Origin of the sequence: Prauserella endophytica (assembly GCF_005146945.1) — a bacterium.
Lineage (GTDB): Bacteria > Actinomycetota > Actinomycetes > Mycobacteriales > Pseudonocardiaceae > Prauserella_A > Prauserella_A endophytica.
In genome coordinates this window covers 193,727-217,291 of sequence record NZ_SWMS01000012.1, presented here as the reverse complement: position 1 = coordinate 217,291, position 23,565 = coordinate 193,727, and the positions used below count along the sequence as shown (strand labels likewise).

The window sequence follows — 23,565 nt, the reverse complement described above, 5'->3', positions numbered from 1 at the left end:
GCTCAGTGCGGGCGCAGCCCGTCGAGGATGACGTTGAGTGTGCGGCCCCGCATGGAGACGTCGGTGGTCCACCTCGTAGCCTGGCTCGCGCCGATGAGCAGGGCGATCACCTCGTCGACTCCGACGTCCTCGCGCACCTTGCCCGCCTGCTGGGCCCGTTCGAGCAGGGTGGCCAGCGACTCGCGGACCTCCTGGCGCACGGGGGAGTCCGTGGCTGCGACGTCCACACCCGCCGCGGCCAGCGCTTCCGTCAGCGCCTGCTTCGGGCCTGACTGCCCGACGAGCCGTTCGAAGAACTCGTGGAAGGCGGCTCCGGCGTCGTCGCCGGCGGCCAGTTCGGCGGCGTCCGCGCCGACCTGCCGGAGCCGTTCCAGGTAGACGGCTTCGAGAAGCGCCTCCTTGGTCGGGAAGTGCCGGAACACCGTGCCCACGCCGACTCCTGCTCTCCTGGCGACCTCCTCGGTGGAGGCCGTCGTGCCCTGCTCGAGGAACACCTCGTCGGCGGCGGTGAGCACCTTCGCCCTGTTGCGAAGCGCGTCCGCGCGCGGGCTCATCGCGGCACCTCGTTGACAACCGGAGTCGCGGCTCCGTATTCTTCAAGCGGAGTCATGACTCCGATACTACCGGGAGGTGGCCGATGGCCGAAGTCAGGAGCCCGCGCGAGGTTTTCGAGGCGCAGCTGTGCGGTGTCATGTGCGGGGAATGGGACACGGTGCCCGAGCTTTACGCGGAGGACGCGGTGGTGGAACAGCCCTTCGCCAAACCACGAGAGGTACGGCTCGTAGGGCGCGAGGCGATCAGAAGGCATTTCGCTGGCGCGGCCGGTCTTCCGCTGCGGATGCGCGCTCGCGACCTCGTCGTGTACGAGACCACAGATCCAGAGGTGGTGGTCGCCGAGTGTGACTACGACGTGACCGTCACGACGAGCGGTCGCGAGCTCTCCGTTCACAACATCTTCGTGGTCAGGGTGCGCGATGGCCGGATCGTGTGGTCGCGCGATTACCACGACCCCGTGGCGCTCGCCGGAGCACTGGGGTGACGTGATGCCGTTCCCGTCAGTGGCGGGCCTCCTTCGTGGCGCCGCCGGTCTCGGCAGCCTCCTCCTCGGTCGCCGCCCATTCAGCGGCGTCCGCGGCGGCGGTGACCTCGTCGGACGCCTCTTCCGTCGTGGCCGGTGCCGCCGGTCCAGTCTGGAGCAGCCGCGCGACCTCACCCCGCAATGTCACGAACTTCGCGGACTCCCTCGTGGCGATCTGGTCCCGCTCTGCGGGGAGGTCCACGGCCAGGTCCGCGACGATCGTCGCCGGCGACTTCGACAGCACCAGCACCCGGTCGCCCAGGTAGACGCTTTCGTCGATGTCGTGGGTCACCAGCAGGATCGTGCTCTGCTGCTCCCGCTGGACCCGCCGCAGCAGGTCCTCCAGTTCGAACCGTGTCTGCGCGTCCACGGACGCGAACGGCTCGTCCATGATCAGCAGAGCCGGCTTGCTGGCGAGAGCGCGGGCGATCGAGACGCGCTGTTGCATGCCGCCGGAGAGTTGCCAGGGAAACTTCTTGCCGACACCGGAGAGGCCCACCGCGTCGAGGGCCTCCTGGGCACGCTCGGCCCGTTCCTGCTTGCTCAGCTTCCGCCAGCGCAGCGGGAACTCCACGTTGCGTGCCACGGTGAGCCACGGGAAGAGCGACCGGCTGTAGTCCTGGAACACCACGGCGAGGTCGTCCGGGACACCGGACACCTCGTCGCCGTGCAGCCGCACCGAGCCGCCGGTCGGCGGGATCAGCCCCGCGATGCACCGCAGGAGCGTGGACTTCCCGCAGCCGGAAGGGCCGACGATGCAGGCGAGTTCGCCCGCGTCGACGGAGAAGGACAGCTCTCGCACGGCCACATGAGCGCCGTCGCCCTTGCCGTAGCGGTGGTTGAGGCCGGTCACCTCGAGCATGGTCGGCACGTCAGCCTCCTGTGGGTTGCGAGGAAACGGAACGGGCGGTCACGCATCGTCGTTCCGAGTGGGTTGCCAGCGGAGTACGCGACGCTCGACGGCGAGCAGCACCGCGTTCAGACCGTAGCCGAGAATGCCAAGCAGCACGATCCACGACCACATCAGCGGAAACTCGAACTGCTGCTGGGACGAGATGAGCTGATGCCCGATTCCGTTCAGCGAACCGATCAGCTCCGACACGACCATCAGGATCAACGAGATCGACAGGCTCAGGCGCAGCCCGGCGAAGATCTTCGGCAGTGCCGCGGGCAGTACCACCATGCCGATCCAGTACGGAGCGGGCGTCCGGAACGACCGTGCCGTGTCGACCTTCACCGAGTCCACCGAGCGCACGCCGTCGACGGTGTTGAGCAGGATCGGCCAGATCGCACCGAAGATGATCGTGGCCACCTGCATTCCTGGCCCGAGCCCGAACAGCACCATGAACACGGGCACGAGGGTCGGTGGCGGAATGGCGCGGAAGAACGCGAACAGCGGACCGACGTACTCCATGCCCGTTCGCGAGCGCCCGAGCGCCGTGCCCAGGCCGACACCCAGCACCACGGCGATGGCCCACCCACCGAGACATCTGCCGATGCTGGGCAGGATGTGGTCGAAGACGGTCTCGGAGAGGAACAGCTGCGAGGCGGGTCCCGAGAACCACAACTGCCCGGCCGTGGCCACGATCTCGCTCGGTGGCGGGAAGAAGACGCTCGCCGCGAGGCGGGTCGCCAGTTCCCACACCGCGACGGCTCCGATGAAGACGAGCCAGTTGCGGGCGAAGCCGGAGATCCCGGCGGCCGCCTGGCTGCGAAGCCGCGTGGCGCGTTCGGTCACCTGGGTCACTTCGCAGCCTCCCCCACGGCTTCGTTCCAGCGGAACATGCGCCTGCCAACGCGCTCGAGGCCGTCATTGATGAGATACCCGATCACGCCTGCCACCACCGTTCCGGCGAGCACCTGGTCCATGTTGGTCCCACCGGAGCTGGCCTCGAGGATGAAGTTGCCGAGGCCGCTCGACGCACCGGCGACGTATTCGGTGCTCACAACGAGGATCAGCGCGATCGCCGCGGACATGCGGATGCCGGTGAAGACGAACGGCGCCGCGTGGGGCAGCGCGACGGATGTGAGCATGCGCGCGCGGCTCGTGCCGCAGGCGCGGGCGGTGTCCATCAGCACCGGGTCGATCTCGGCGAGGGCGTAGATCGTGTTGAACAGGATCGGCCATACCGCGGCGTACACGGCGAGCGTGATCTTGGCTTCCGGCCCGCCGCCGACCACGAGGAGCACCAACGGAATCAGTGCCACCGACGGGATCGGTCGCAGGAACTCCACGATCGCCCGAGTCGCCGTGCGCAGCCACGCGATGCTGCCGAGCAGCAGGCCGGCGGGCACCGCGATGGCGATCGAGATCCCCAGCGCGATGGCCCACGCCAGCACCGTGGCGATCACGTCCCGGATGAACGGCTCCTGGCCGAGTAGCTGGGCCGTGGTCGATAGCACCTCGGACGGTGGCGGTACGAACAGCTCTGGCACCAGGCCGACCCTCACGGCTCCTTCCCAGATCAGGAAGAAGCCGATCAGGCCGGCCAGGTTTCGGTACAGGGAGCGCACTAACTATCAGCCGCCGGCTGCGCGATCATCGAGGCGGCGTCCATCTTCTCCGGGATACCACCGAACTCCAGGAGCAGGTCGGGAACGCGCTGCAGGCGCTGAGCGTCCAACTTGGACTGGAAAGTCAGGAGATTCGTCATCGACGCGATCTCCTTGTCCACCTTCGCGAACTCGACCATCAGCGGCTCGATCTTGCTGCGGTCGGCGGCTTCCCGGGTGGCCTTGTCCAGCGCACGCTGGAATGCGGCGACGACGTTCGGGTTCTCGTCGGCGAACTGCGCCTGCGACGCGTAGCCCGCCGTCGGAAAGTCCTTGGTGGGACCGGTCGCGGTGTCGAACACCGGCACGGCGCCGATCGTCTTGGCCGCGGAGGTGATGAATGGTTCGGTCATGAACGCCGCGTCCACGTCACCACGCTGAAGGGCGCCCGCCATCTCCGGGAACGGCAGCGAAACCCACTGCACGTCGGAGAAATCCACACCGTTGGTCTTCATGACCGACTTGGTGAGCGTGTCGGACATGGTGTTCTCGCTGGTGATGGCGACGGACTTGCCGGGCAGGTCCTGAACCTTCTTCACCGGGGAGTTCGGCATCGTGACGACCATGGTGCTCTTCGGTCCTGCGGAGGAGGCGTCAGCGACGAACTTGAACTCCGCCGCGCCCTTGCTCTGCGCGATGAAGAAGGGCGTGTAACTGCTGTAGGCGACATCGACTTCGCCGTTGATGAGCTTCGTCAGCGACGCCTGGCCGCTGGGGGCGTTGACGACCTCGACGTCGAGACCCTCGTCCTTGAAATAGCCGTTCTTCATCGCGAGATGGAACGGCGCGAGGTCGATCGTCGGCATGACGGACACGGAGATCTTGGACTTCTCCAGATTTCCGCTGCCGCCCTCCGACGAGTCGTCGGATCCGCCCAGCATGCCGCAGCCACTGGTGGAGGCCAGCATGACGAGGGCGGTCGCGAAGACACCGACCCTCGCGCGCCGTCTGGAGCCTCGTGCCAAGCGGAGTGTTTGTCGAAGCAAGGCCAACTCCTAGAGGAACAAAGAGGTCACTGTAGTTGTGTACTGAGTGGATTGGAGGATGGTTCAAAGTCGGACCATCGCAGTACGCGGTCACTCTAGAGAACGGAGTGAACACATCACAATGGGTGTTCACCACCCCGGGTCAAGTGGTGCACGTCACTAGATTGTTCGAACTAATGGGTGAGCTGCGCTACTTAACGTGTTCGTCCTGCTCGACGCGAAGAAAGTTGCGCCGGTTGGCAGTAGGCCTGTTGGTGCTTATGCACAGCCCTCGCCTGTAAGGGTTACATGTTCACGAGGTCTTCGCTACTCTCTGCCTCTGCGAACTCGGTACAGACCACCACTTCAGTGAGAGAGTGCCTGTGATGGCTGAGCGGACGGGGCGTTTCCCGCAGGTCGGAGACGTCGGCGAGACGGCGGCGACGAGCTACTACCTGGTCAGCTAGGTAGTCCGGCGAGTTGAGCAAGGGCAAGGCCCCGACACGATGCTGGCGCTGAAGCGAACCCCGTCGCCCTGTCCCTGTGGTGCGGTCGTGCCGAGAACAGGCTTGTTATCTGGTGGATGGCGTCCGTTCGAGCCGCGGATGTCCGAGGACCTGCTGGCTCGAGTCTTGGGAGTGTGCTCGTAGTGCTCGACCAGAACGCGGAGGAAGGACTCGGCGCGGCAGGCGCCGGCGCACCTGCCGCGCCGAATGCTCCCCAGCCGGCCCCGGAAGGCGCCGCGGAACAGGAGCGCTCTCGCCGGGGACTACGCAACTGGCGCGTGCGCTCGAAGCTCGCGCTGGTGCTGATCATTCCGACGGCGACCGCTCTCGTGCTCGGCGGCCTGCGTGCGTTCGACGCGCTGGACAGGGCCGACGAGTTCCAGCAGACGGCGGAGCAGGTGGATCTCGCCATCAGCATCACCTCCGTCGTGCACGAGCTGCAGGCCGAGCGCACGCTGGCCGTGGCCACGGTCGCCTCCAACGGCGACCCTAGGAGGCGCGGCGCCCTCGACGCGCAGATCCTGCAGGTCGATCGGGCCGTGTCGCAGCTGCGCGGCGTCGCGGACGAGATCGAAACGGAGGACCCCTCCGCCAGGGACCGGTACGACCGGGGCATCCAGCGGCTCGACGCGCTGGCGCCCCTTCGCAACGCCATCAACTCCTCGCCGTTCTCGGATGTTTCCGCGCTGTCCACCTATTCGTCGATTTTGGACGAACTGGTCCGGCTCGGCCGCGAGGTGAACACCGCGGTCACCGACCAGGACCTGCTCCGCGAGGGGACGACGATCCAGGCGGTCAGCGAGGCGAAGGAGTTCGTCGCCCGGCAGGACGCCGCGCTGCAGATCGCCGCTCTCCACAACGAGTTCCCCGCCGACCTGCTCGATCAGGCACGTTCCGCGTTCGCCGGTGGTGAGGCGGCCGTCGAGACGTTCAACGCCTTCTCCTCACCAGAGCAGCGCCAGCTGTTCTCCGACACCGTCAGCGGCCCGGAGGTCGACGGGCGGCAGCGGATCAGGGAACAGTCCTTCGTCCGCGCCGAGCTGAACGAGCCGTTGTTCATCAACAGCAACGAGCTGGCGAACAACACGACGGTCACGCTCGACAAGTTCCGCACGGTCGAGTCGCAGCTGCTCGACAACCTGCGGGCCCACGCGGGCAGCCTCGCCGACTCGGCCACCACCGCCGCGTGGCGCGACTCGGGCATCGTGCTCGCAGCGCTCGCCGCCGCGCTCCTGCTGATGCTCGCCATCGCCCGCCTCATGCTCGGGCCGCTGCGCGTGCTGCGCAGCAGCGCGCTGGAGGTCGCCTACGTGCGGCTGCCCGAGACGGTCCGGCGCATCCTCGCCGACCCCAACCCGATCGAGGCGTCCCGCAACGCCATCGCGCCGGTGCCCGTGTACACCAGGGAGGAGATCGGCGAGGTCGCGCGCTCGTTCGACGTGGTGCACGAGCGGGCGATCCGGATGGCGGCCGAGCAGGCGCTCCTGCGCGAGAACGTCAACGGCATCTTCGTCAACCTGTCCCGGCGCAGCCAGCGCCTGGTCGAACGGCAACTCGGCGTCATCGACCAGCTCGAGGCCGACGAGCAGGACCCGGACCAGCTCGCGAGTCTCTTCGAGCTCGACCACCTCGCCACCCGTTTGCGGCGCAACGGCGAAAGCCTGCTGGTGCTCTCCGGCGCCGGTCTCGCGAAGTCGGTCTCCCGGCCGGTGCCCGCCGCCGATGTGGTCGGCGCCGCCGTGTCCGAGATCGAGCAGTACGCCAGGGTCGAGGTCGGGACCATCCCGGACGTCGCGGTGCAGGGCCGCGCGATCCACGACCTCGTGCACCTGCTCGCGGAGCTGCTCGACAACGCGACGTACTTCTCTGAGCCCGATACCAGGATCAGCGTTCGCGCGGTCGTGACGAGGCGGCACGCGCTCGCCATCCAGATCACCGACCGCGGTGTCGGCATGACCGAGCAGCAGCTGACCGAGGCGAACGAGCGGCTGGCTGATCCGCCGGACCTGGACGTGTCGGTGACGAGGCGCATGGGTCTGTACGTGGTCGCACGCCTCGCCAAACGGCACGGCATCGAGGTCCGCCTGCGGGAGAACGAGGACATCGAGGGCGGTGTGATCGCGCGCGTCGTGGTGCCGACCGAGCTGCTCACCAGCCCGCCGCAGGCGGAGGAACCGGTCGCGTCGCCGAGGATCAGCGCCCAGCGCAACGGCTCCCACGAGGACAGCTCGTCGCCGTCGCTGCCGCCGATCACGAGCCTCACCGATCCGGCCGAGACCACCCAGCTGCCCTCGACGTCGCCCGCGCCTGCCAACCCCCAGGCGCTCGCCTCGCCGTCCTCGGGCGAGCCGCAGCGCGACGCGAACGGGCTGGTGCCGCTGGACCAGCCGATCAGCCTCGACGACCTGGTCGGCGGCGCCACCAGGGCGGCGGGCCCGTTCGTCAGCTCCGCGCCGCCGGAGCCGCCACCCGCGCCGGAGCGGGAGCCGGAACCTCAATGGCCGGTCGACCAGCCGGAAGCCGAGACCAGCAACGGCCGCGGGCACGGGCCAGGTGACAGTGACTACACGCTCGCCCTGCCGAAGCGGGAACCACGCTACGTTCCGGTCACACCGGAACAACCGGCCGAGCAGGAACCCGCCGGGGGTGACGGCAGTGCATTGGAGGACGACGTCCCGACCCGGAGGTTGCCGATCTATCAGTCCGTACTCTCGCGCTGGTTCAGCGAGGAAGAGCCGGAGCAGGAGCAGCCCGAACCGGAGCAGCAAGTGGAGCCGGAAAGCTATGCCGAGGAGCCACCCGCCACTTCCGAGGACGAGTGGCGGAGTGTCTCCGACAGCGGGTGGCAGGCGGCACACGCCCTGCTGGAGTCGAAGGACGAGGAGATCACGCCCGCCGGCCTGCCCAAGAGGGTGCCCAACGCATACTTGGTGCCGGGCTCGATCCGGCCGGCCGAGGGCGACGCGTTCAGGGACACCACGGTCGGAAAGCCCGGGCAGGGTGCCATCGCCAGATCGGCCGATGCGGCACGCAACCGCATGATGAGCTTCCAGCGCGGGTACCAGAGTGGCCGCCACGCGCTGAAGGAGCCGTCGGCCGAAGGGACACAGTTCGATTCTGTTACGTCGAGCGGGTCGGGCGACCGGTCCACCGACAACGGGGCGAAGGAGTAAGAGTTGACACGGGCTGGTGCAGCGCAGCCGGGGGCGCCGAAGCAGGGCGGCTCCGGTCAGAAGGGAAGCTTCGCTTGGCTCATCACGGACTTCGTGCACCGCGTGCCGGGCGCGGCGCACGCCGTCGTGGTCTCCGCCGACGGCCTGTTGCTCGCGGCATCACGCGGGTTGCCGAAGGACCGGGCGGACCAGCTCGCCGCCGTCGCCTCGGGCTTGACCAGCCTCGCGCGGGGCGCGGCCCAGGTCTTCGAGGGTGGCGCGGTCGCGCAGACGGTGGTCGAGATGGCCAACGGCTTCCTGTTCCTGATGTCGGTGTCCGATGGGTCCTGCCTCGCCGTGCTCGGCTCGCCGGACAGTGACATCGGGCTGGTCGTGTACGAGATGACGTTGCTGGTCGATCGGGTCGGCCAGCAGATGACACCGGAGCTTCGTGCTCAGCTTCAGGGTGCGGTGCGGCGGTGAGCCGGTGCAGCCAGATCGCACGGCGACGACGCGTCCGACAGGCACAGTGAGAAAACACTGAGGAGACCGCCGTGGATTCCGGGCACTCGCGGGGTGACCGCCGACTAGACAGAGGCCGACCGGCCGGACGCTGGCCGGACGAGTCGGACAACGACGTGGCCTACCGCGATTGGGACGACCGGGGTGAGCGTGATTGGCGCCCCGCACGGTTCGACGGTCCGGCGAGCGGGCGGCCGACGGATTCGGGGGAATGGCTCAGCCCACTGGACACGGGCACGCAGGGCCCTGCCGATTTCGACGTGAGCGAGTACCGGGAGCGGCTGATGAGCGGTCCCGGCTCCGAGCTCTACGGCATGGGCGGCGGCGGGCTCGTCGAGCCGGACGAGTCAGCGGCCTTCTCGGCGTTCGCCGAGCGTTCGCTCGACGGCGGCCCGCCTTCGCAGGACCTCGTGCCGTCCCCGGTGCCGAGGCAGGCGAGTGTGGAGCCGGAACGGCCTGTCGAGACCACGTCCGGCCTGGTCCGGCCGTACTTCCGCACCAAGGGCAGGACCAAGCCCGCCTACGACCTCGCGCTTGAGGCACTGGTTTCGACCAGCGACCAGGGTCGCAGGCTCGAGCGGGTCCGCGTGCCGGAGCACCGTTCGATTTGCGGGCTGTGCCTGGACACCCGGTCGGTCGCGGAGGTGGCCGCGCACCTGAAGCTTCCACTGGGCGTGGTGCGTGTTCTGGTTGGTGACGTTGCCGGTCTCGGGCTGGTGCTCGTGCACTCCGCGACCTCCATGGTGGGGGACCGGCCCAGTATCGAGTTCATGGAAAGGGTGCTCAGTGGCCTTCGGAGAATTTGACTCCGACGCGACTACGTCTGCGGCTAGCGGCCCGACCTCGTCGGCCAAGATCGTGGTGGCCGGTGGGTTCGGCGTCGGCAAGACCACGCTGGTCGGCGCGGTCTCGGAGATCGCCCCGCTGACTACGGAGGCGTCGATGACCGAGGCGAGTCTGTCGGTCGACGACCTCTCCGCCACGCCGCACAAGATGACCACCACGGTCGCGATGGACTTCGGGCGAATCTCGCTCGACTCCGACCTGGTCCTCTACGTCTTCGGCACGCCGGGTCAGCACCGGTTCTGGTTCATGTGGGACGACCTCGCGCTCGGCGCGATCGGCGCGGTGGTGCTCGTGGACACGCGGCGGCTGGCCGACGCGTTCCCGTCCATCGATTTCTTCGAGAACCGGAAGCTGCCGTACATCGTGGCGATCAACTGCTTCGACCGATTGCTCCACCACCAGATCGAGGACGTGCGCCACGCGCTCACGATCTCGCCGTCGGTGCCGATCATGGCGTGCGACGCCAGGGACAGGGAGTCGGCGAAGCAGGTGCTGATCTCGGTCGTCCAGCACGCCATCGCGCACGACAGCGCGCTGCAAGCCGGTTAGTCCCCGGGCCAGGTCACAGGGTCGTGCCGCCGCCCGCGTGAACCGCACGCGCGTACGGGGGACTTGTCCGCGACCGGTTTGACCTGGCTAATAGTCTGGCCGCTGGAACAGTGTGCGCAGGCGAGGAGGGGACAGTGACGGCTTCGGCCCAGCAGGGCAGCTTCGGCTGGCTCATCACCGACTTCGTGCGCAGGGTGCCGGGCGCCGCGCACGCCGTTGTCGTCTCCGCGGACGGGTTGCTGCTGGCCGCGTCGGACGGCCTGCCGAGGGACCGGGCCGACCAGCTCTCCGCCGTCGCCTCCGGCCTGATCTCGTTGACGCTGGGTGCCGCGCGATGCTTCGAGGCAGGCAACGTGAATCAGACGGTTGTCGAGATGGAACGCGGGTACCTGTTCCTCATGTCGATCAGTGACGGCTCCTGCCTCGCGGTGCTCGCCGCGCCCACGTCCGACATCGGCACGGTCGCCTACGAGATGACGCTGCTCGTGGATCGGGTCGGCCAGCAGCTCACGCCCGAACTGCGGGCGCAGCTGCAGGGCGGGGTGCGTGGATAACGCGTGGACGCATGGGACGCCTTGCACCAGGGGACCGGCCGTGAGGGCTTCGACTCGCCCGAGCGGTTCGATCTGACGAGCCTGCCGAAGCTCACTCGCCGGGAGCCCGCGCGCGGACCGGCCCGGTTCGAACACCGTTCGCTGGTGCGGCCGTACGCGCGGACCGGGGGCCGGACCAGGCCGGGACAGGACCTCCAGCTGGAGTCGCTTGTGACGACGAGCGAACGGGGCCGCCGCTACCTGGGGGCCGCGACCACCGTGCAGCGGTTCATCTGCGACCTGTGTGTCGAGGTCCGCTCGGTGGCGGAGGTCGCCGCGTACTCGCGCCTGCCGTTGAACGTGGCGAAGGTGATCGTCGACGACCTCGCCGCGGCCGGTGCGGTGGAGATCCAGCAGCCGGGCATGTTGCTGACGGACCGCTCGTCGCGCGATTTCATGACCCGCATCCTCGACGGGCTCCGTGCACTCTGACCCGTCACCCACACGTGCGGTTCTGAGTGGGAGCAGGGGACCTTTGCTCCCGGAAAACGGGAGTAAAGCTCCCTTGCTCCCTTCTGGGCCGGGCGGGAGGTCAGTCTTCGACGAGGGCCGCCGAGGTGATGCGGTGCAGCGGGTAGCGCTCGTTGTCCGAGCTTTCCAGGATGCCGCCGCCGACCCGGACCGGCGTCACCACGCGCTGGCTCGCCGTGCCGTGGGAGTCGACGAAGCCGATCCACACCTCCCGTTGCTCGCGGGTCGCCTGGGCGAGCAGTGCCAGCGTGGCCGACGTGTCCGAGCCACCGCCCGCCGGCAGGCGCACGGTTTTGCCGCGCCTCGTCGCCGCGGCGCGGTCCCCCGCCCGGATGTGCGCCAGCACGGCCTTGAGCTGCTCGGGGCTGATCGGGCTCTGCTGGGGCGCCGTCCTGCGCACCGGGCGGCCCCGCGCGGCGATCCGGCGTCCGCTCGGGCGCAGGTCGAGTATCCGGCCCGCCGCGTCCTCCGCCGCCGGGGCGAAGCCCGCCGCGCGCAGCCCGTCGAGCATGTCCGCGAGCGGATAGGGGCTCACCAACACGGTCGGCGCGATCTTGCGCAGCTCGAACTCCTGCGCCGCCGGGGTGCCGAGCACCTCCGCCAGCAGCACCTCGTCGTCGCAGCGCAGGAACGACGAGGCCGCCCCGCCACGCAGCCGCCCGTGCCTGCGGGCGACGTCGTCGATCAGGTACGTCAGCGACTGGGGCACCGGCGTCGCCGAGCGGGTGCGGAACAGCTCGTGCAGCTCGTCGGCGGTGCGCCCGCTGTCCAGCGCCCTCCGCACCGACGCCTCGGTCACCCGGTACACCGTCGCGTGGCCCGCCGACTCCACGTCGGCCACCGCCGTGATCGCGGCCGCGAGATCTGCCTCCAGCGGGCCCGGCGCGACCACCGTCAGATCGGCCTGCACGAGCACGTGGTCGACGGGCCGCGGCAGCGCGTCGGCCATCGCGCTCGCGGCGCCGTGCGGATCATCCTCGAGCAGCGCGCCCGCCGCCGACGTCAGCGCTCCGAGTGCCACCATGCCGATCGCCGACGCCTCGGCCATCGTCCAGCGGACGAGCTCGTCGCGCAGCCGCCCACCGCGCCGGGGCGCCCGCCAGGCCAGTAGCGCCACTAGCTCGTCGACACCCTTCACACCCGTGCCACCCGGCAGCTCGGCGAGCACACCCAGCACTCGGCGCCGCGCACTCGGCGCCAGCGGGCGGCGCAGGTCCTCCGACAGCGGGGCGAGTGCCTTGTCCCGCGCGTCCCGCTGGCCGGCAAGGCCGGGTAGCCGGGGCAGGTCCAGCCATGCCTGCGCGACTCCCAGCCAGCGCAGCGCGGGCGGCGACGACAGCCACGAGTCGGTGAGCGTGGTCGGCACCCATTCGGGCGCGGTGTCGTCGCTCGCCGCCACCAGACCCGCGCCGAGCGCCAGCTCGGCGAGCAGCGTGGCCCTGGTGTCGTCGACGTCGAGCTCCTTGGCGATGCGGCGCAGCTCGCGGACGCCGAGTCCACCCGACTTGAGCACCGGGGACGGCTGCGCCGACCACAGGTGCAGCAGGGATTCCAGGTGCCGCAGGAGCTCCATCGCCTCGCCGGCCGCCACCTGATCCACAGTGGACGGCTGGTGCGGGTTGGTGGGCAGCTCCGGCTCGCTCAACGACTCCTTCGGGTAGACCGCGCCGCCGCGCAGCGCCAGCCCGACCTCGCGTGGCAGTTCCACGGTCTGGTCGTCACGCCGGATCAGCAGCCCCCGGGCGAGCAGCCGCTGCACCGGCGTCTGCGCCTCCTCCAGGGCCACGTCCGCGGCGGCATCGCGGGTCCGGCCGATCGGCGGGCCCGCCGAGAGCTTGGTGAGCAGCGCGCGTTCGTCCTCGCCCACCTCGGCGAGTACGGCCGCGAGGTCGGGCACCGAGCCCGCGGGCGCGCCCAGGCCGGCCGGGAACGGGCCGAACACCTCCCGGGCGGCCGGTGCGATGGCGAGCGCGTCGTCGTCGCCCCACACCAAGGCCAGGCCGCGGAGCCGGTCCAGCGCCGTCCCCACGTCGGTGCCGAGAAGCTCGGTCACCTCCTCGCGGCTCACCGGCCCGGAGTCGGCCCCGGCCACCACCAGCGTCTCCAGCACGGCGAGCGTGGCGGTGTCGAGGTTCTCGCAGGCACGCGCGATCGAACCCGCCGTGCCGGCACGAGTGGCGAGCACCGAGGAGTCGGCCGGAGGGGGCGTCGCGAGATCGCGCCGGGCGCGCAGCAGACCGCTCAAAGCGTCGTCGGGCAGCGAGCGCAGCCAGTCCGCGAGTGAAAGGGCGGCCATCGCTGACCACGATATCCCGTGCTTTTCGCCATCGGGCACACTGAGGGCACCGTTGGTCGAGTTGTGGAGGACGACGTGGCGAAGGCCGACAGCCGGAAGAGCAAGCGGATCGATCCGACGTGGCCCGAGGTGCCCGCGGGCGAGCACCCCGTCTCGGAGCTCGCAGCGGACCGGCAGGGTGCCCTCTCCCCGTTCGGCGAAATGACGTTCCCACTCGAGACCGTGCCCTACGAGCACCCCGAGACCGAGATCAACAAGCGCGGCTGACGAGGCGCTGGACCTCGGGATTTGTTACTCGCCGGTCACCGATCCTGACCGTTGGTGGCGGCGGTCACGGGGCTAGTGTTCTCACCCGTATAGGTCGAATTTCGATACGGGGGTAGTCCGATGCCCGTTCCCGGTCCTGGGTACTCGATCACCGTGCGGTTGGAGGCACCGCCCTCGGCCAGCGCCGCCGGTGACCTGACCACCGCGGTCGGGCAGGTGGGGGGCGTGCTCACCGCGTTCGACGTCGTGGAATCGCACAGCGACGCCATCGTCGTCGACATCACGGCGAACGTCTCCTCGGCCGATCACGCCGAGGACCTCACCAAGGCCCTCAACACGCTGCCCGGCGTGCACGTGCGGAAGATTTCCGACCGCACGTTCCTCATGCACCTCGGCGGCAAGCTGGAGGTCAGCCCCAAGGTCGCGCTCCGCAATCGCGACGACCTCTCCCGCGCCTACACCCCCGGCGTGGCCAGGGTCTGCCAGGCGATCGCGGCCAACCCGGAGGACGCGCGCAGGCTGACCATCAAGCGCAACACGGTCGCCGTGGTCACCGACGGTTCGGCCGTGCTGGGTCTTGGCAACATCGGCCCGTCGGCGGCGCTACCGGTGATGGAGGGCAAGGCGGCGCTGTTCAAGAAGTTCGCGGGCGTCGACGCCTGGCCGGTGTGCCTGGACACCCAGGACACCGAGGAGATCATCCGGATCGTGCGCGCGCTCGCCCCCGTCTACGCCGGGATCAACCTCGAGGACATCGCCGCGCCGCGCTGCTTCGAGATCGAGCGGCGCCTGCGCGAGCAGCTCGACATCCCCGTCTTCCACGACGACCAGCACGGCACCGCGATCGTGGTGGTCGCCGCGCTGCGCAACGCGCTGCGAGTGGTCGGCAAGCCCATCGAGAAGTGCAAGATCGTCGTGAGTGGGGTCGGCGCGGCCGGCTCGGCGATCATCCGCCTGCTGCAGCGCAAGGGCCCCGCCGACATCGTCGCCGCCGACATCGACGGGATCGTGCACAGCGGCCGGGACAATCTCGACGACAACCTGCGCTGGGTCGCCGAGCACACCAACAAGGACGGCGTGTCGGGCACCCTGCACGACGCCCTCGTCGGCGCCGACGTGTTCATCGGCGTGTCCGCGCCCAATCTGTTCGGCGCCGAGCAGGTCGCCACGATGGCCGACGACGCCGTGGTGTTCGCGCTCGCCAACCCGGACCCGGAGATCGACCCGCTGGAGGCGCAGAAGCACGCCGCCGTGGTCGCCACGGGCCGCAGCGACTACCCGAACCAGATCAACAACGTGCTCGCTTTCCCCGGTGTGTTCCGCGGGCTGCTGGACGCGCAGGCACACCACATCGACGACGAGATGCTCCTGGCCGCGGCCAACGCGATCGCCGACGTGGTGGACGACCGGCTCAACGCCTCGTTCATCGTGCCGAGCGTGTTCGACGCGGCCGTCGCGCCCGCCGTTGCGGAGGCCGTGAAGACGGCCGCAAGGAAGGAAGAAGTAGCCTCGACGTCGTGAGTGAACTGAGCCACGTCGACGAGGCGGGCGCGGCCCGCATGGTCGACGTCTCCGGCAAGGCCGTCTCCGCGCGCACGGCGGTCGCCAGTGGCCACGTCCGCACCACGGCCGAGGTGATCGGGCTGCTGTCCGAGGGCGGCCTGCCCAAGGGCGACGCGCTGGCCACGGCGCGCATCGCGGGCGTGATGGGTGCCAAGCGCACCTCCGAGCTGATCCCGCTGTGCCACCAGATCGCGCTGACCAAGGTGGACGTGAGCTTCGAGCTCGGCACCGACAGCGTGCGCATCGAGGCGATGGCGCGCACGAGCGACCGCACGGGCGTCGAGATGGAGGCGCTCACCGCGGTCGCCGTCGCCGGACTGACGCTGCACGACATGATCAAGGCGGTCGACCCGGCCGCCACACTCGACGGCGTCCGGCTCGAGACCAAGGACGGCGGCAAGACGGGAAGTTGGCGCCGGGAGGAGAACCGATGACACGCACGGCGAGGGTGATTGTGGCGTCGAACCGGGCCGCCACCGGCGTCTACGCCGACCAGACCGGTCCGATCATCGCCAAGTGGCTGACCGAGCGTTCCTACGACGTGCCCGAGCCGATCGTCGTCGAGGACGGCGAGCCGGTGGCGCAGGCGCTGCGCGGCTGTCTCTCTGACGGCGTGGACGTGGTGATCACCACCGGCGGCACCGGCATCTCGCCGACGGACCGCACGCCGGAGGCGACGGCACCGCTGCTGGACTTCGAGCTGCCCGGCCTCGCGGACGCCGTCAGGGCAGCGGGGCAGGACAAGGTGCCCACCGCGATCCTGTCGCGCGGGCTCGCCGGGATCGCGGGCCGCACGCTCGTGGTGAACCTGCCCGGCTCGCGGGGCGGCGTGAACGACGGCCTGGACGTGCTCGACACGGTGCTCGACCATGCCGTGGACCAGATCGCGGGCGGCGACCATCCGCGGCACGGCTCCGGTCACGCCAAGCCGGCCCAGGATGCCGACGGCGGTGCTCCCGCGCGTGTGGCACTGGCGCAGGTGACCGAGACCGAGCTGTCCGTCGAGGAGCACGCCCAGCTGGTGCGCGACGCGGGCGCGGGCGCCGTGGTGACCTTCGGCGGGGTGGTGCGCGACCACGACGACGGCCGGTCGGTGACCTCTCTGTACTACGAGGGCCACCCGAGCGCGGGCGACGTGCTCGCGCGCGTGGTCTCCGAGGTGGCGACCCACCGGTCCGGGCTGCGTGCCGTCGCGGTGAGCCACCGGCTGGGTGCGCTGGAGATCGGCGACGTGGCACTCGCGTGCGCGGTCGCGGCCGACCACCGGGCCGAGGCGTTCGCCGCCTGCGCGGAGCTGGTGGATGAGGTCAAGGCCCGCCTGCCGGTGTGGAAGTACCAGAAGTTCACGGACGGCACCGACGAGTGGGTCAACTCGCCGTAGTGCGCGACTCGCGAACGGGAACGCGGAACTCGCGGTTCTGGGTGCGCGACTCGCGAACGGGAATGGGCAACTCGCGGTTCTGGGTGCGCGACTCGCGAACGGGAACGGGCAACTCGCGGTTCTGGGTGCGCGACTCGCGAACGGGAACGCGGAACTCGCGGTCCTGAGTGCGCGACTCGCGAACGGCACAAGGGCCCCACCGTCCGGGGGACACGGTGGGGCCCTGTGTGCTGGGTCCGCAAGCCTTCGGGATGGCCCGCGGACCCAGCATCCGCGCCGTCAGGGGCGAGTGAGTCCGCGTCAGCGGGTCACTTGGTGGCGATCTTCTGGCCGACCACGATGTAGTCGGGGTTCGAGATGAAGTCCTTGTTCAGCTCGGCCAGCTTGGTGTAGCCGCCCTGAACGTTCTTCTTCTCGGCGATCTTGGTGAGGGTGTCACCCTCGACGACCGTGTAGTCGCCCTTCGGGTTGGACTTCGCGACACCGGTGAGCGGCGGGGCCTGCGGGGCCGGAGCCGACTGCTCGACAGGGGCGCTCTCGTACGAGGTGCTCGTGTCCGCGGCGCCCGCGGTGTTGCTGCCCGAGTAGCTCGCGCTCGAGCCGGCCTGAGCGCCGCACACCGGCCACGCGCCGATGCCCTGGCCCTGGAGAACGCGCTCGGCGACCGCGATCTGCTCCTCGCGGGAAGCCTCGTGGGCCGAGCCCGTGCCGCCGTACGCCTGCCACGTGCTCGGGGAGAACTGCAGACCGCCGTAGTAGCCGTTGCCGGTGTTGATGCTCCAGTTGCCGCCGCTCTCGCACTGCGCGATGGCGTCCCAGTTGACGCTGTCGGCCTGCGCGGGGGTCGCAGCGATCGCCAGCGGGGCACCCACAGCAAGACCCGCGACAGCGACGCGGGCGAAGGTGCGGGAAGCGGCGGAGGTCTTACGGTGCTTGCCTCGATAAGCCATTTTTGACTCGGTCTCGTCTTCCGCGCCTCCGTGCAGCGAGGCAGGCCGCATGGACCTGGCCGGCTCTCCAAGCCGGCTCACATCGCCGTCAGGCTCCGTTTCCTCTCGTCCCAGTCCGGAAGTCTCTCTCGCTCGGGGTTTGGTCCGGGTCTCCCGCCGGACTGGGTTCGGCGCTACGGGAGTCCCGGTCTTGCTCTGGTCGGTCGGGGCCAACCGAGAAGCGACGGTACGTAACGACACCCGTGATCGGAAATTATCAAGCCTGTGACCTAGGTCACAGTAACACCACGCAACCTCGAGCGATTCCGGTGTTTGCACTGGTCAGAAGGCCGTTATCCAGCCGTTTCCTTCTCGAGATATTTCACGGTAAGTGAGGTCTGTGTCACGTGGATTCGGCGCGAATGCTCCGTTTGTGACTACCACTTGGAGCGGAGGAAGGCGGCCAAACCGGGCAAATCATCCGTGTTGATGTGGTCCACTCCGGCCTCCACGAGAGCCTTCCAGAGCGCCGTTCGGGCGTTGCCGGGGGTGTCGGGTGTCGCCCAGAACCGCACGCGCTGGCCCGCTGCGTGCGCCTTGTTCACGACCTCCTCGAGCAGCGCTCGCTCGGCGGCCGGGAAGGGACCTTCACCGGCCCAGGTGAACAATTTCGTCCAGTTGTCCGACACCAGTGGCGTCAGCCGTGCGTCGGAGCCCGGCCCGAGGTCGGTGGCATCGGCGATCCGGCCGTCGTAGAACGCGAGCCGGTGGCTCTGGGCGCTCAGCACGGCTCTCGGGCGGTTGCCGGACAGCACGACCGTCACGGCGCCTCCGCGTACGCGCCCGCGCGCGTACGCGGAGAAGAGGAACTCGTAACGAGGGTGCCGCAGCCGCCGCTCCAGCGCCGCGTACGTGCTCTCCGCGTCGGTCTTGATGTCCACCAGCAGCTGGAAGTCCGCCCGGCGCCGGTAGACGCCCCCGTGGTTGGCGAGGACGCGATCGCGCAGGGGCTCCAGGTACAGCGATTCCAGCGTGCGAGACGGGGTGAGGTCCTCTGGGTCGTGCCCGACGAGCAACTCGCCTTCCACCAGGTGGATGTCGGCCTCGACGCTCGTGAAGCCCTCGGCGAGTGCGTCGAACAGCGGGCGCTCGTGCTCGTAGTCGTTGTGCGCGTGCGCCCTGGCAAGCGGGCGCACCGGCGCCTGAAGGCGTGCCTGTGCGACCGAAGGGGCGCCGAGCAGGCCGGCGGTGACGGTCGAAGCCGTGAGGATCGTGAACGAGCGGCGCGACAGCGGCATGGAGGCCAGCCTCTGCCGCCCGGCCGACCACCGGGTGAACGGACCGGCACCAGCCGGTCAAGAGCAGGCGAAGTCCGGTCTCAGCCGCCCGCGAACGGCGGCAGGACATCCAGTTCGGCGCCGTCCGGCAGCTGCCTGCTGATGTCGCGCACGGCGATCCCATCGAGCAGGAAGCTCGCCGCGTCCAGGATGCGCGGCAGCTCGGCCGGGTGCAGCTTCCGGAGCTCGTCGATGGCCTCGCTCACCGACGCGCCCGCGGGCAGCCGCAGCACCTCCTCCTCGACCCCGCTCGCCGCGCGGGCCGATGCGAAGTACCGCACCAGCACTGTCGTGGCGTGCTGTTCCCCCTGCGTGTCCGCGACCTGCCCGGACGACGGCGATCCCACTGCTCAGCCTCCGATGGCGCTCATCGGCCGGATCGGCTGGGCGAAGCCGGCCTCGTTGATCTCGTGGCCCGCGAGCTTGCCCCACATGGTGGCGCGCCAGGTGTCGGCGATGTCGTCGTCACCGGCCCCGCCGCGCAGCAGGGCCCGCAGGTCGGTCTCTTCGGTGCTGAACAGGCACGAGCGGATCGCCCCGTCGGCTGTGAGCCTGGTGCGCTCGCACGCGGCGCAGAACGGCCTGCTGACCGAGGGGATCACGCCCACCTCGGCGGGTCCTCCGTCGACCAACCAGCGTTCGGCGGGGGCGCCGCCACGTTCGGCCGGGCTCGGCGTGAGCGTGAACTCGGCGCCGAGCAACTCCAGGATCTCGTCGGCCGTGATCATCTCCTTGCGGTTCCAGCCGTGCTGGGCGTCGAGCGGCATCTGCTCGATGAACCGCAGGTGGTAGCCGTTGTCGAGCGCGAAGCGCAGCAGTGCCGTCGCCTCGTGCTCGTTGATGCCCCGCATCAGCACCGCGTTGATCTTCACGGGGTTCAGCCCGGCATCCCTCGCGGCCGCCAGCGCGTCGAGCACGTGGCGCAACCGGTCGCGCCGGGTGATCCGCTCGAACGTCGCGCGGTCGACCGAGTCGAGCGAGACGTTGATCCGGTCGAGGCCCGCGTCGGCGAACGCCTGTGCGCGCTTGGCGAGGCCGATACCGTTGGTGGTCATGGAAAGCCGGGGAGCCGGGTCGAGGGCCTTGATCCGCGCGACCAGTTGCTCCAGCCGGGGCCGCAACAGCGGTTCGCCGCCGGTGAGCCGGATGTCGGTGACGCCAAGCAGCGACACCGCGATGCGCATGAGTCGCACCAGCTCGTCGTCGGTGAGCAGCTGCTCGCCGGGCATCCAGTCGAGGCCCTCCGCCGGCATGCAGTAGGTGCAACGGAGGTTGCACTTGTCGGTCAGCGAGACCCGCAGGTCGGTCGCCACCCGGCCGAAGGTGTCGATCAGGGCGGGATCGTCCGGGCGCGGTGCACCGGACGTCGTGCGTGCGCCGGGCACCCTGGGGGTGCCGAGATCTACCGCTGTCATCGGTCCCAGCCTAATGCGGGATGCGCGGCGGTTGTGAGCTTGCTTGCATACCGAATCGGCAGCGGCATGGCCGAATGCGCACCTGCGGAGATAATCTCTACTTCATGCCGCATTTTCGGTTCTCAGAAGCCGCCCGGCTGCTGGGTGTCAGCGACGACACAGTCCGCCGCTGGGTCAAGGCCGGGCAGCTGCGTGCCGGGGAGGACTCCTCGGGCCGCAAGGTCGTCGAAGGTTCCGAGCTGGCCGGGTTCGCCAGGGCGCAGGCCGCCGAGTCACCGGACCCCACCGAGGTGGGCCGCTCCGCCCGCAATCACTTCGTGGGACTCGTCACCGAGGTCGTGACGGACAAGGTGATGGCGCAGGTGGAGCTCCAGTGCGGGACGCACCGCGTGGTGTCCCTCATGAGCTCGGAGGCCGTGGAGGAACTGGGGCTGCGGCCCGGCGTGCTCGCGGTCGCCGTCGTCAAGGCCACTCAGGTCATCGTCGAGACGCCCGGAGGCAAACAGTGAGGAAGCTCCTGCCCTCGGCACTCGCCTGCCTGCTCCTCGCCTCCGCGTGCGGCACGTCCTCCGGCGAGGGGGACGGCAACCGGACGCTGAACGTCTTCGCCGCCGCCTCGCTCTCCGAGGCGTTCGGCGCGCTGGAGAAGCGGTTCGAGGCTCAGCACGAAGGGGTCGACGTGCGGCTGAACCTCGCCGGTTCGTCGCAGCTCGCCAGCCAGATCAACGAGGGCGCCCCGGCAGACGTGTTCGCCTCGGCCAACGAGAAGAACATGGACAAGGTGGTGGACGCCGGTGGTGTCGACGGGCGGCCTGAGACGTTCGCGACCAACGAGCTGACGATCGCCGTCGCACCGGGCAACCCCAAGGGCATCGAGGGTTTCGCCGACCTCGCGCGCGAGGACCTGACCGTGGTGGTGTGCGCGGCGCAGGTGCCGTGCGGGTCGGCGACCGAGGAGGTCGAGCAGGCCACCGGCGTGACGCTCGCGCCGGCCAGCGAGGAACAGGACGTCAAGGCAGTGCTCAACAAGGTGCGGCTCGGCGAGGCCGACGCCGGCCTGGTCTACGTCACCGACGTGACGTCGGCGGGAGACAAGGTGGAGTCCGTGGAGTTCCCCGAATCGGAGCAGGCGGTCAACGACTACCCGATCGCGGCGCTCTCCGCGGCCGGGGAGCCGGAGCTGGCCAGGCAGTTCCGGGACCTCGTGCTCGGCGAGGCCGGCCGGGAGGAACTGGCCAGGGTGGGCTTTGGCACGCCGTAGCCGCTCCGTCCCGTGGGTGCTGTGGATCCCGGCCGGGCTGGCGCTCGCGCTCGTGGTGCTGCCCGTGGTGGGCCTGCTCGCGCGCACGGACTACGCCCGGCTGCCCGAGCTGCTGACGTCGAGCGCGTCGCTGAACGCGCTGCGGCTCTCGTTGGTCACCGCCGTGCTGTCCACTGTGCTGTGTGTGCTGCTCGGCGTTCCGCTCGCCGTGGTGCTCGCGCGCTCGCGGAGCCGCGGCGTGCGGGTGCTGCGGGCGGTGGTCCTGCTGCCGCTCGTGCTGCCCCCGGTGGTCGGCGGCCTGGCGCTGCTGTTCCTGCTGGGGCGCAACGGTTTCCTGGGCTACCTCCTCGACGTCACGGCGGGTGTGCGCATCCCGTTCACGACGACGGCGGTGGTGATCGCGCAGACGTTCGTGGCCATGCCGTTCCTCGTGGTGAGCCTGGAGGGCGCGCTGCGCGGTGCGGGCGACCGCTACGAGCGCGTTGCCGCGACCCTGGGCGCCAGGCCGTGGACGGTGTTTCGCAGGGTGACCGTTCCGTTACTGTTGCCCGCGCTCGGTTCGGGTGCGGTGCTGAGCTTCGCGAGGGCGCTGGGCGAGTTCGGGGCCACCATCACGTTCGCGGGCAGCCTCGAGGGCGTGACCAGGACGCTGCCGCTTGAGGTCTACAACCAGGCCGAGGCCGACGTGGACAGTGCCGTGGCGCTCGCGCTGCTGCTCGTCGTGGTCGCGGTGGTGGTGATCGCCGTGGCGAGGCCGCGTGCGCTGGAGGGCAGGCCATGACGCTGCGTGCCGAGCTCGAACTGAGCAGGGGTTCCTTCTCGCTGTCCGTGACCGTCGACGTCCCCGAGGGCACGGTGCTCGCGGTGCTCGGGCCCAACGGTTCGGGAAAGTCGACGCTGCTCGGGTGCCTCGCGGGACTGCTCGTGCCCGACGACGGCGTGGTGACGCTGGGGGAGCGGACGCTGACGCGCAGCCCACGCCTGCAGGTACAGCCGCACGACCGGGGTGTCGGCCTGCTCGCGCAGGACGCGCTGCTGTTCCCGCATCTGTCCGTCGTGGACAACGTGGCCTTCGCGCCCCGCTCGCGGGGCGCCTCCCGCGCGGAGTCGCGGGCCGCCGCGCGTCGTTGGCTGTCCGAAGTGGATGCCGCCGAGCTGGCCGACCGCAAGCCCGCTCAGCTGTCCGGTGGGCAGGCACAGCGGGTCGCCGTCGCCCGCGCGCTGGCCGGGGAACCGGACCTGCTGCTGCTCGACGAGCCGCTCGCCGCGCTGGACGTGGACGCTGCGCCCGCCATCCGGGGCCTGCTGCGCAGGGTGCTGCGCTCGCCGGGCAACCGCAGGTCGACGGTGCTGGTGACCCACGATCCGCTCGACGCGCTCGCGCTGGCCGACCACGTCGTGGTGCTCGACGGTGGACGCGTCGTGGAACGCGGGGCGACGCGGGAGGTGCTGTCCGCGCCGAGGACGCCGTTCACCGCGCGGATCGCCGGGCTCAACCTGGTCGCAGGAACGGCGGAGGGACAGGGCGTTCGCACGGCCGACGGCGGGCTGATCAGCGGCATCCCCTCGCCCGACGTGGTGGCGGGGGAGCCCGCGGTCGCCGTGTTCGCTCCCGGATCGGTGGCGGTGTACCCGGCCGAGGACACCCCGGCGGGCAGCCCGCGCAACACCGTCGCCGCGGCGGTGGGCACGCTCGAGCCGCACGGTCCGGTGGTGCGGCTGCGCACGGTCGACGGGGACGGCTGGGCCGAGGGCCTGTCCGCCGACGTGACCCCGGCGGCGGTCGCCGAGCTGGCGCTCGAACCCGGCACGCCGATCCGGCTCGCGGTGAAGGCGACCGCGGTGGCGATCCATCCCGCGTTCGGCAAATAGGCTTAGGGC

25 protein-coding genes are annotated in these 23,565 nt (G+C 70.0%); 15 read left to right on the top strand and 10 right to left on the bottom strand.

All coding sequences use genetic code 11. From position 1 onward, the window contains the following. Positions 1-2: 2 nt before the first annotated feature. The gene (locus tag FCN18_RS22235; protein WP_137096013.1) at positions 3-554 is read right to left on the bottom strand and encodes a TetR/AcrR family transcriptional regulator; all 552 of its coding nucleotides are present in this window, start codon (positions 552-554) and stop codon (positions 3-5) included. A gap of 83 nt (positions 555-637) precedes the next feature. On the opposite strand from FCN18_RS22235, the gene FCN18_RS22230 reads away from it, so the two are divergent. Continuing rightward, a complete protein-coding gene (locus tag FCN18_RS22230) occupies positions 638-1,039 on the top strand; it encodes a nuclear transport factor 2 family protein (RefSeq protein ID WP_112264537.1) in 402 nt (133 codons plus the stop codon). A gap of 16 nt (positions 1,040-1,055) precedes the next feature. Here the strand turns inward: FCN18_RS22230 and FCN18_RS22225 are convergent, their stop codons facing one another. Genes FCN18_RS22225 through FCN18_RS22210 form a run of 4 tightly spaced genes read right to left on the bottom strand, consistent with a single transcriptional unit; the run spans position 1,056 to position 4,539 of the window. Further along, the gene (locus FCN18_RS22225; protein WP_206077966.1) at positions 1,056-1,940 is read right to left on the bottom strand and encodes an ABC transporter ATP-binding protein; all 885 of its coding nucleotides are present in this window, start codon (positions 1,938-1,940) and stop codon (positions 1,056-1,058) included. 48 nt (positions 1,941-1,988) lie between these two features. Beyond that, entirely contained in the window at positions 1,989-2,816 is an 828-nt protein-coding gene (locus tag FCN18_RS22220) for an ABC transporter permease (protein ID WP_170200583.1), read from the bottom strand. A gap of 5 nt (positions 2,817-2,821) precedes the next feature. After that, positions 2,822-3,592 carry an ABC transporter permease gene (locus FCN18_RS22215; protein ID WP_137096010.1) on the bottom strand — a complete coding sequence of 257 codons (771 nt, stop codon included), beginning with the start codon at positions 3,590-3,592 and terminating at the stop codon, positions 2,822-2,824. Continuing rightward, positions 3,592-4,539, bottom strand: coding sequence for an ABC transporter substrate-binding protein (locus FCN18_RS22210; protein ID WP_112264719.1), 948 nt, complete (start codon positions 4,537-4,539; stop codon positions 3,592-3,594). Before FCN18_RS22210 ends, FCN18_RS22215 begins: the two co-directional genes overlap by 1 nt. Before the next feature lie 640 nt (positions 4,540-5,179). Here FCN18_RS22210 and FCN18_RS22205 point away from each other — a divergent pair. From FCN18_RS22205 to FCN18_RS22180, 6 genes are all read left to right on the top strand, one after another. Further along, a complete protein-coding gene (locus FCN18_RS22205) occupies positions 5,180-8,275 on the top strand; it encodes a sensor histidine kinase (protein WP_137096009.1) in 3,096 nt (1,031 codons plus the stop codon). A 3-nt stretch (positions 8,276-8,278) separates the two neighbouring features. Beyond that, positions 8,279-8,737, top strand: a complete 459-nt coding sequence (locus FCN18_RS22200) for a roadblock/LC7 domain-containing protein (protein ID WP_110343250.1) — start codon at positions 8,279-8,281, stop codon at positions 8,735-8,737. 71 nt (positions 8,738-8,808) lie between these two features. Next, complete coding sequence (locus FCN18_RS22195) at positions 8,809-9,582, top strand: DUF742 domain-containing protein (RefSeq protein ID WP_206077963.1); 774 nt, start codon at positions 8,809-8,811, stop codon at positions 9,580-9,582. After that, entirely contained in the window at positions 9,563-10,171 is a 609-nt protein-coding gene (locus tag FCN18_RS22190; RefSeq protein WP_110343252.1) for a GTP-binding protein, read from the top strand. The genes FCN18_RS22195 and FCN18_RS22190 overlap by 20 nt, the downstream gene beginning before the upstream one ends. A gap of 134 nt (positions 10,172-10,305) precedes the next feature. Next, the gene (locus FCN18_RS22185) at positions 10,306-10,725 is read left to right on the top strand and encodes a roadblock/LC7 domain-containing protein (RefSeq protein WP_110343253.1); all 420 of its coding nucleotides are present in this window, start codon (positions 10,306-10,308) and stop codon (positions 10,723-10,725) included. Positions 10,726-10,728: 3 nt separating this feature from the next. Further along, on the top strand, positions 10,729-11,196 hold the full coding sequence (locus FCN18_RS22180) for a DUF742 domain-containing protein (RefSeq protein ID WP_112264527.1): 468 nt from the start codon (positions 10,729-10,731) through the stop codon (positions 11,194-11,196). A 100-nt stretch (positions 11,197-11,296) separates the two neighbouring features. On the opposite strand, the gene FCN18_RS22175 is transcribed toward FCN18_RS22180, so the two are convergent. Further along, positions 11,297-13,531 carry a helicase-associated domain-containing protein gene (locus tag FCN18_RS22175; protein WP_137096008.1) on the bottom strand — a complete coding sequence of 745 codons (2,235 nt, stop codon included), beginning with the start codon at positions 13,529-13,531 and terminating at the stop codon, positions 11,297-11,299. Between the two features lie 75 nt (positions 13,532-13,606). On the opposite strand from FCN18_RS22175, the gene FCN18_RS22170 reads away from it, so the two are divergent. The 4 genes from FCN18_RS22170 (at position 13,607) to FCN18_RS22155 (ending at position 16,742) form a co-directional block, all read left to right on the top strand. Next, complete coding sequence (locus FCN18_RS22170; protein ID WP_112264715.1) at positions 13,607-13,798, top strand: hypothetical protein; 192 nt, start codon at positions 13,607-13,609, stop codon at positions 13,796-13,798. Between the two features lie 120 nt (positions 13,799-13,918). Beyond that, positions 13,919-15,319, top strand: coding sequence for an NAD-dependent malic enzyme (locus tag FCN18_RS22165; RefSeq protein WP_112264523.1), 1,401 nt, complete (start codon positions 13,919-13,921; stop codon positions 15,317-15,319). Then, positions 15,316-15,795: a cyclic pyranopterin monophosphate synthase MoaC gene (gene moaC, locus FCN18_RS22160; protein ID WP_112264521.1), complete on the top strand. Its 480-nt coding sequence runs from the start codon at positions 15,316-15,318 to the stop codon at positions 15,793-15,795. The genes FCN18_RS22165 and moaC overlap by 4 nt, the downstream gene beginning before the upstream one ends. Next, a complete protein-coding gene (locus FCN18_RS22155) occupies positions 15,792-16,742 on the top strand; it encodes a molybdenum cofactor biosynthesis protein MoaE (RefSeq protein ID WP_112264519.1) in 951 nt (316 codons plus the stop codon). Before moaC ends, FCN18_RS22155 begins: the two co-directional genes overlap by 4 nt. A gap of 308 nt (positions 16,743-17,050) precedes the next feature. On the opposite strand, the gene FCN18_RS22150 is transcribed toward FCN18_RS22155, so the two are convergent. The 4 genes from FCN18_RS22150 to moaA all read right to left on the bottom strand — a co-directional run bounded on the left by FCN18_RS22150 (position 17,051) and on the right by moaA (position 20,423). Continuing rightward, a complete protein-coding gene (locus FCN18_RS22150) occupies positions 17,051-17,692 on the bottom strand; it encodes a LysM peptidoglycan-binding domain-containing protein (RefSeq protein ID WP_112264517.1) in 642 nt (213 codons plus the stop codon). A 416-nt stretch (positions 17,693-18,108) separates the two neighbouring features. Continuing rightward, positions 18,109-18,969 carry a phosphatidylinositol-specific phospholipase C/glycerophosphodiester phosphodiesterase family protein gene (locus FCN18_RS22145; protein ID WP_137096007.1) on the bottom strand — a complete coding sequence of 287 codons (861 nt, stop codon included), beginning with the start codon at positions 18,967-18,969 and terminating at the stop codon, positions 18,109-18,111. 80 nt (positions 18,970-19,049) lie between these two features. Beyond that, a complete protein-coding gene (locus FCN18_RS22140; RefSeq protein ID WP_112264515.1) occupies positions 19,050-19,355 on the bottom strand; it encodes a MoaD/ThiS family protein in 306 nt (101 codons plus the stop codon). 3 nt (positions 19,356-19,358) lie between these two features. Further along, positions 19,359-20,423, bottom strand: coding sequence for a GTP 3',8-cyclase MoaA (gene moaA / locus FCN18_RS22135; protein ID WP_113645128.1), 1,065 nt, complete (start codon positions 20,421-20,423; stop codon positions 19,359-19,361). Between the two features lie 104 nt (positions 20,424-20,527). On the opposite strand from moaA, the gene FCN18_RS22130 reads away from it, so the two are divergent. The 4 genes from FCN18_RS22130 to FCN18_RS22115 are packed head-to-tail and all read left to right on the top strand — an operon-like array spanning position 20,528 to position 23,556. Beyond that, positions 20,528-20,932, top strand: coding sequence for a TOBE domain-containing protein (locus FCN18_RS22130; RefSeq protein WP_112264512.1), 405 nt, complete (start codon positions 20,528-20,530; stop codon positions 20,930-20,932). Then, the gene (gene modA, locus FCN18_RS22125; protein WP_137096006.1) at positions 20,929-21,684 is read left to right on the top strand and encodes a molybdate ABC transporter substrate-binding protein; all 756 of its coding nucleotides are present in this window, start codon (positions 20,929-20,931) and stop codon (positions 21,682-21,684) included. Before FCN18_RS22130 ends, modA begins: the two co-directional genes overlap by 4 nt. After that, on the top strand, positions 21,671-22,465 hold the full coding sequence (locus tag FCN18_RS22120) for an ABC transporter permease (RefSeq protein WP_113645130.1): 795 nt from the start codon (positions 21,671-21,673) through the stop codon (positions 22,463-22,465). Before modA ends, FCN18_RS22120 begins: the two co-directional genes overlap by 14 nt. Beyond that, positions 22,462-23,556, top strand: a complete 1,095-nt coding sequence (locus FCN18_RS22115) for a sulfate/molybdate ABC transporter ATP-binding protein (protein ID WP_113645131.1) — start codon at positions 22,462-22,464, stop codon at positions 23,554-23,556. Before FCN18_RS22120 ends, FCN18_RS22115 begins: the two co-directional genes overlap by 4 nt. Positions 23,557-23,565 lie beyond the last annotated feature (9 nt).

What these genes read in the sequence shown, in the direction of transcription:
- FCN18_RS22235 (WP_137096013.1), bottom strand. Translation starts at nt 554, where the DNA reads ATGAGCCCGCGCGCGGACGCGCTTCGCAACAGGGCGAAGGTGCTCACC.
- FCN18_RS22130 (WP_112264512.1), top strand. Translation starts at nt 20,528, where the DNA reads ATGCCGCATTTTCGGTTCTCAGAAGCCGCCCGGCTGCTGGGTGTCAGC.
- FCN18_RS22150 (WP_112264517.1), bottom strand. Translation starts at nt 17,692, where the DNA reads ATGGCTTATCGAGGCAAGCACCGTAAGACCTCCGCCGCTTCCCGCACC.
- FCN18_RS22175 (WP_137096008.1), bottom strand. Translation starts at nt 13,531, where the DNA reads ATGGCCGCCCTTTCACTCGCGGACTGGCTGCGCTCGCTGCCCGACGAC.
- FCN18_RS22210 (WP_112264719.1), bottom strand. Translation starts at nt 4,539, where the DNA reads ATGCTGGCCTCCACCAGTGGCTGCGGCATGCTGGGCGGATCCGACGAC.
- FCN18_RS22165 (WP_112264523.1), top strand. Translation starts at nt 13,919, where the DNA reads ATGCCCGTTCCCGGTCCTGGGTACTCGATCACCGTGCGGTTGGAGGCA.
- FCN18_RS22205 (WP_137096009.1), top strand. Translation starts at nt 5,180, where the DNA reads ATGGCGTCCGTTCGAGCCGCGGATGTCCGAGGACCTGCTGGCTCGAGT.
- FCN18_RS22230 (WP_112264537.1), top strand. Translation starts at nt 638, where the DNA reads ATGGCCGAAGTCAGGAGCCCGCGCGAGGTTTTCGAGGCGCAGCTGTGC.
- FCN18_RS22115 (WP_113645131.1), top strand. Translation starts at nt 22,462, where the DNA reads ATGACGCTGCGTGCCGAGCTCGAACTGAGCAGGGGTTCCTTCTCGCTG.
- moaA (WP_113645128.1), bottom strand. Translation starts at nt 20,423, where the DNA reads ATGACAGCGGTAGATCTCGGCACCCCCAGGGTGCCCGGCGCACGCACG.
- FCN18_RS22225 (WP_206077966.1), bottom strand. Translation starts at nt 1,940, where the DNA reads ATGCTCGAGGTGACCGGCCTCAACCACCGCTACGGCAAGGGCGACGGC.
- FCN18_RS22145 (WP_137096007.1), bottom strand. Translation starts at nt 18,969, where the DNA reads ATGCCGCTGTCGCGCCGCTCGTTCACGATCCTCACGGCTTCGACCGTC.
- FCN18_RS22155 (WP_112264519.1), top strand. Translation starts at nt 15,792, where the DNA reads ATGACACGCACGGCGAGGGTGATTGTGGCGTCGAACCGGGCCGCCACC.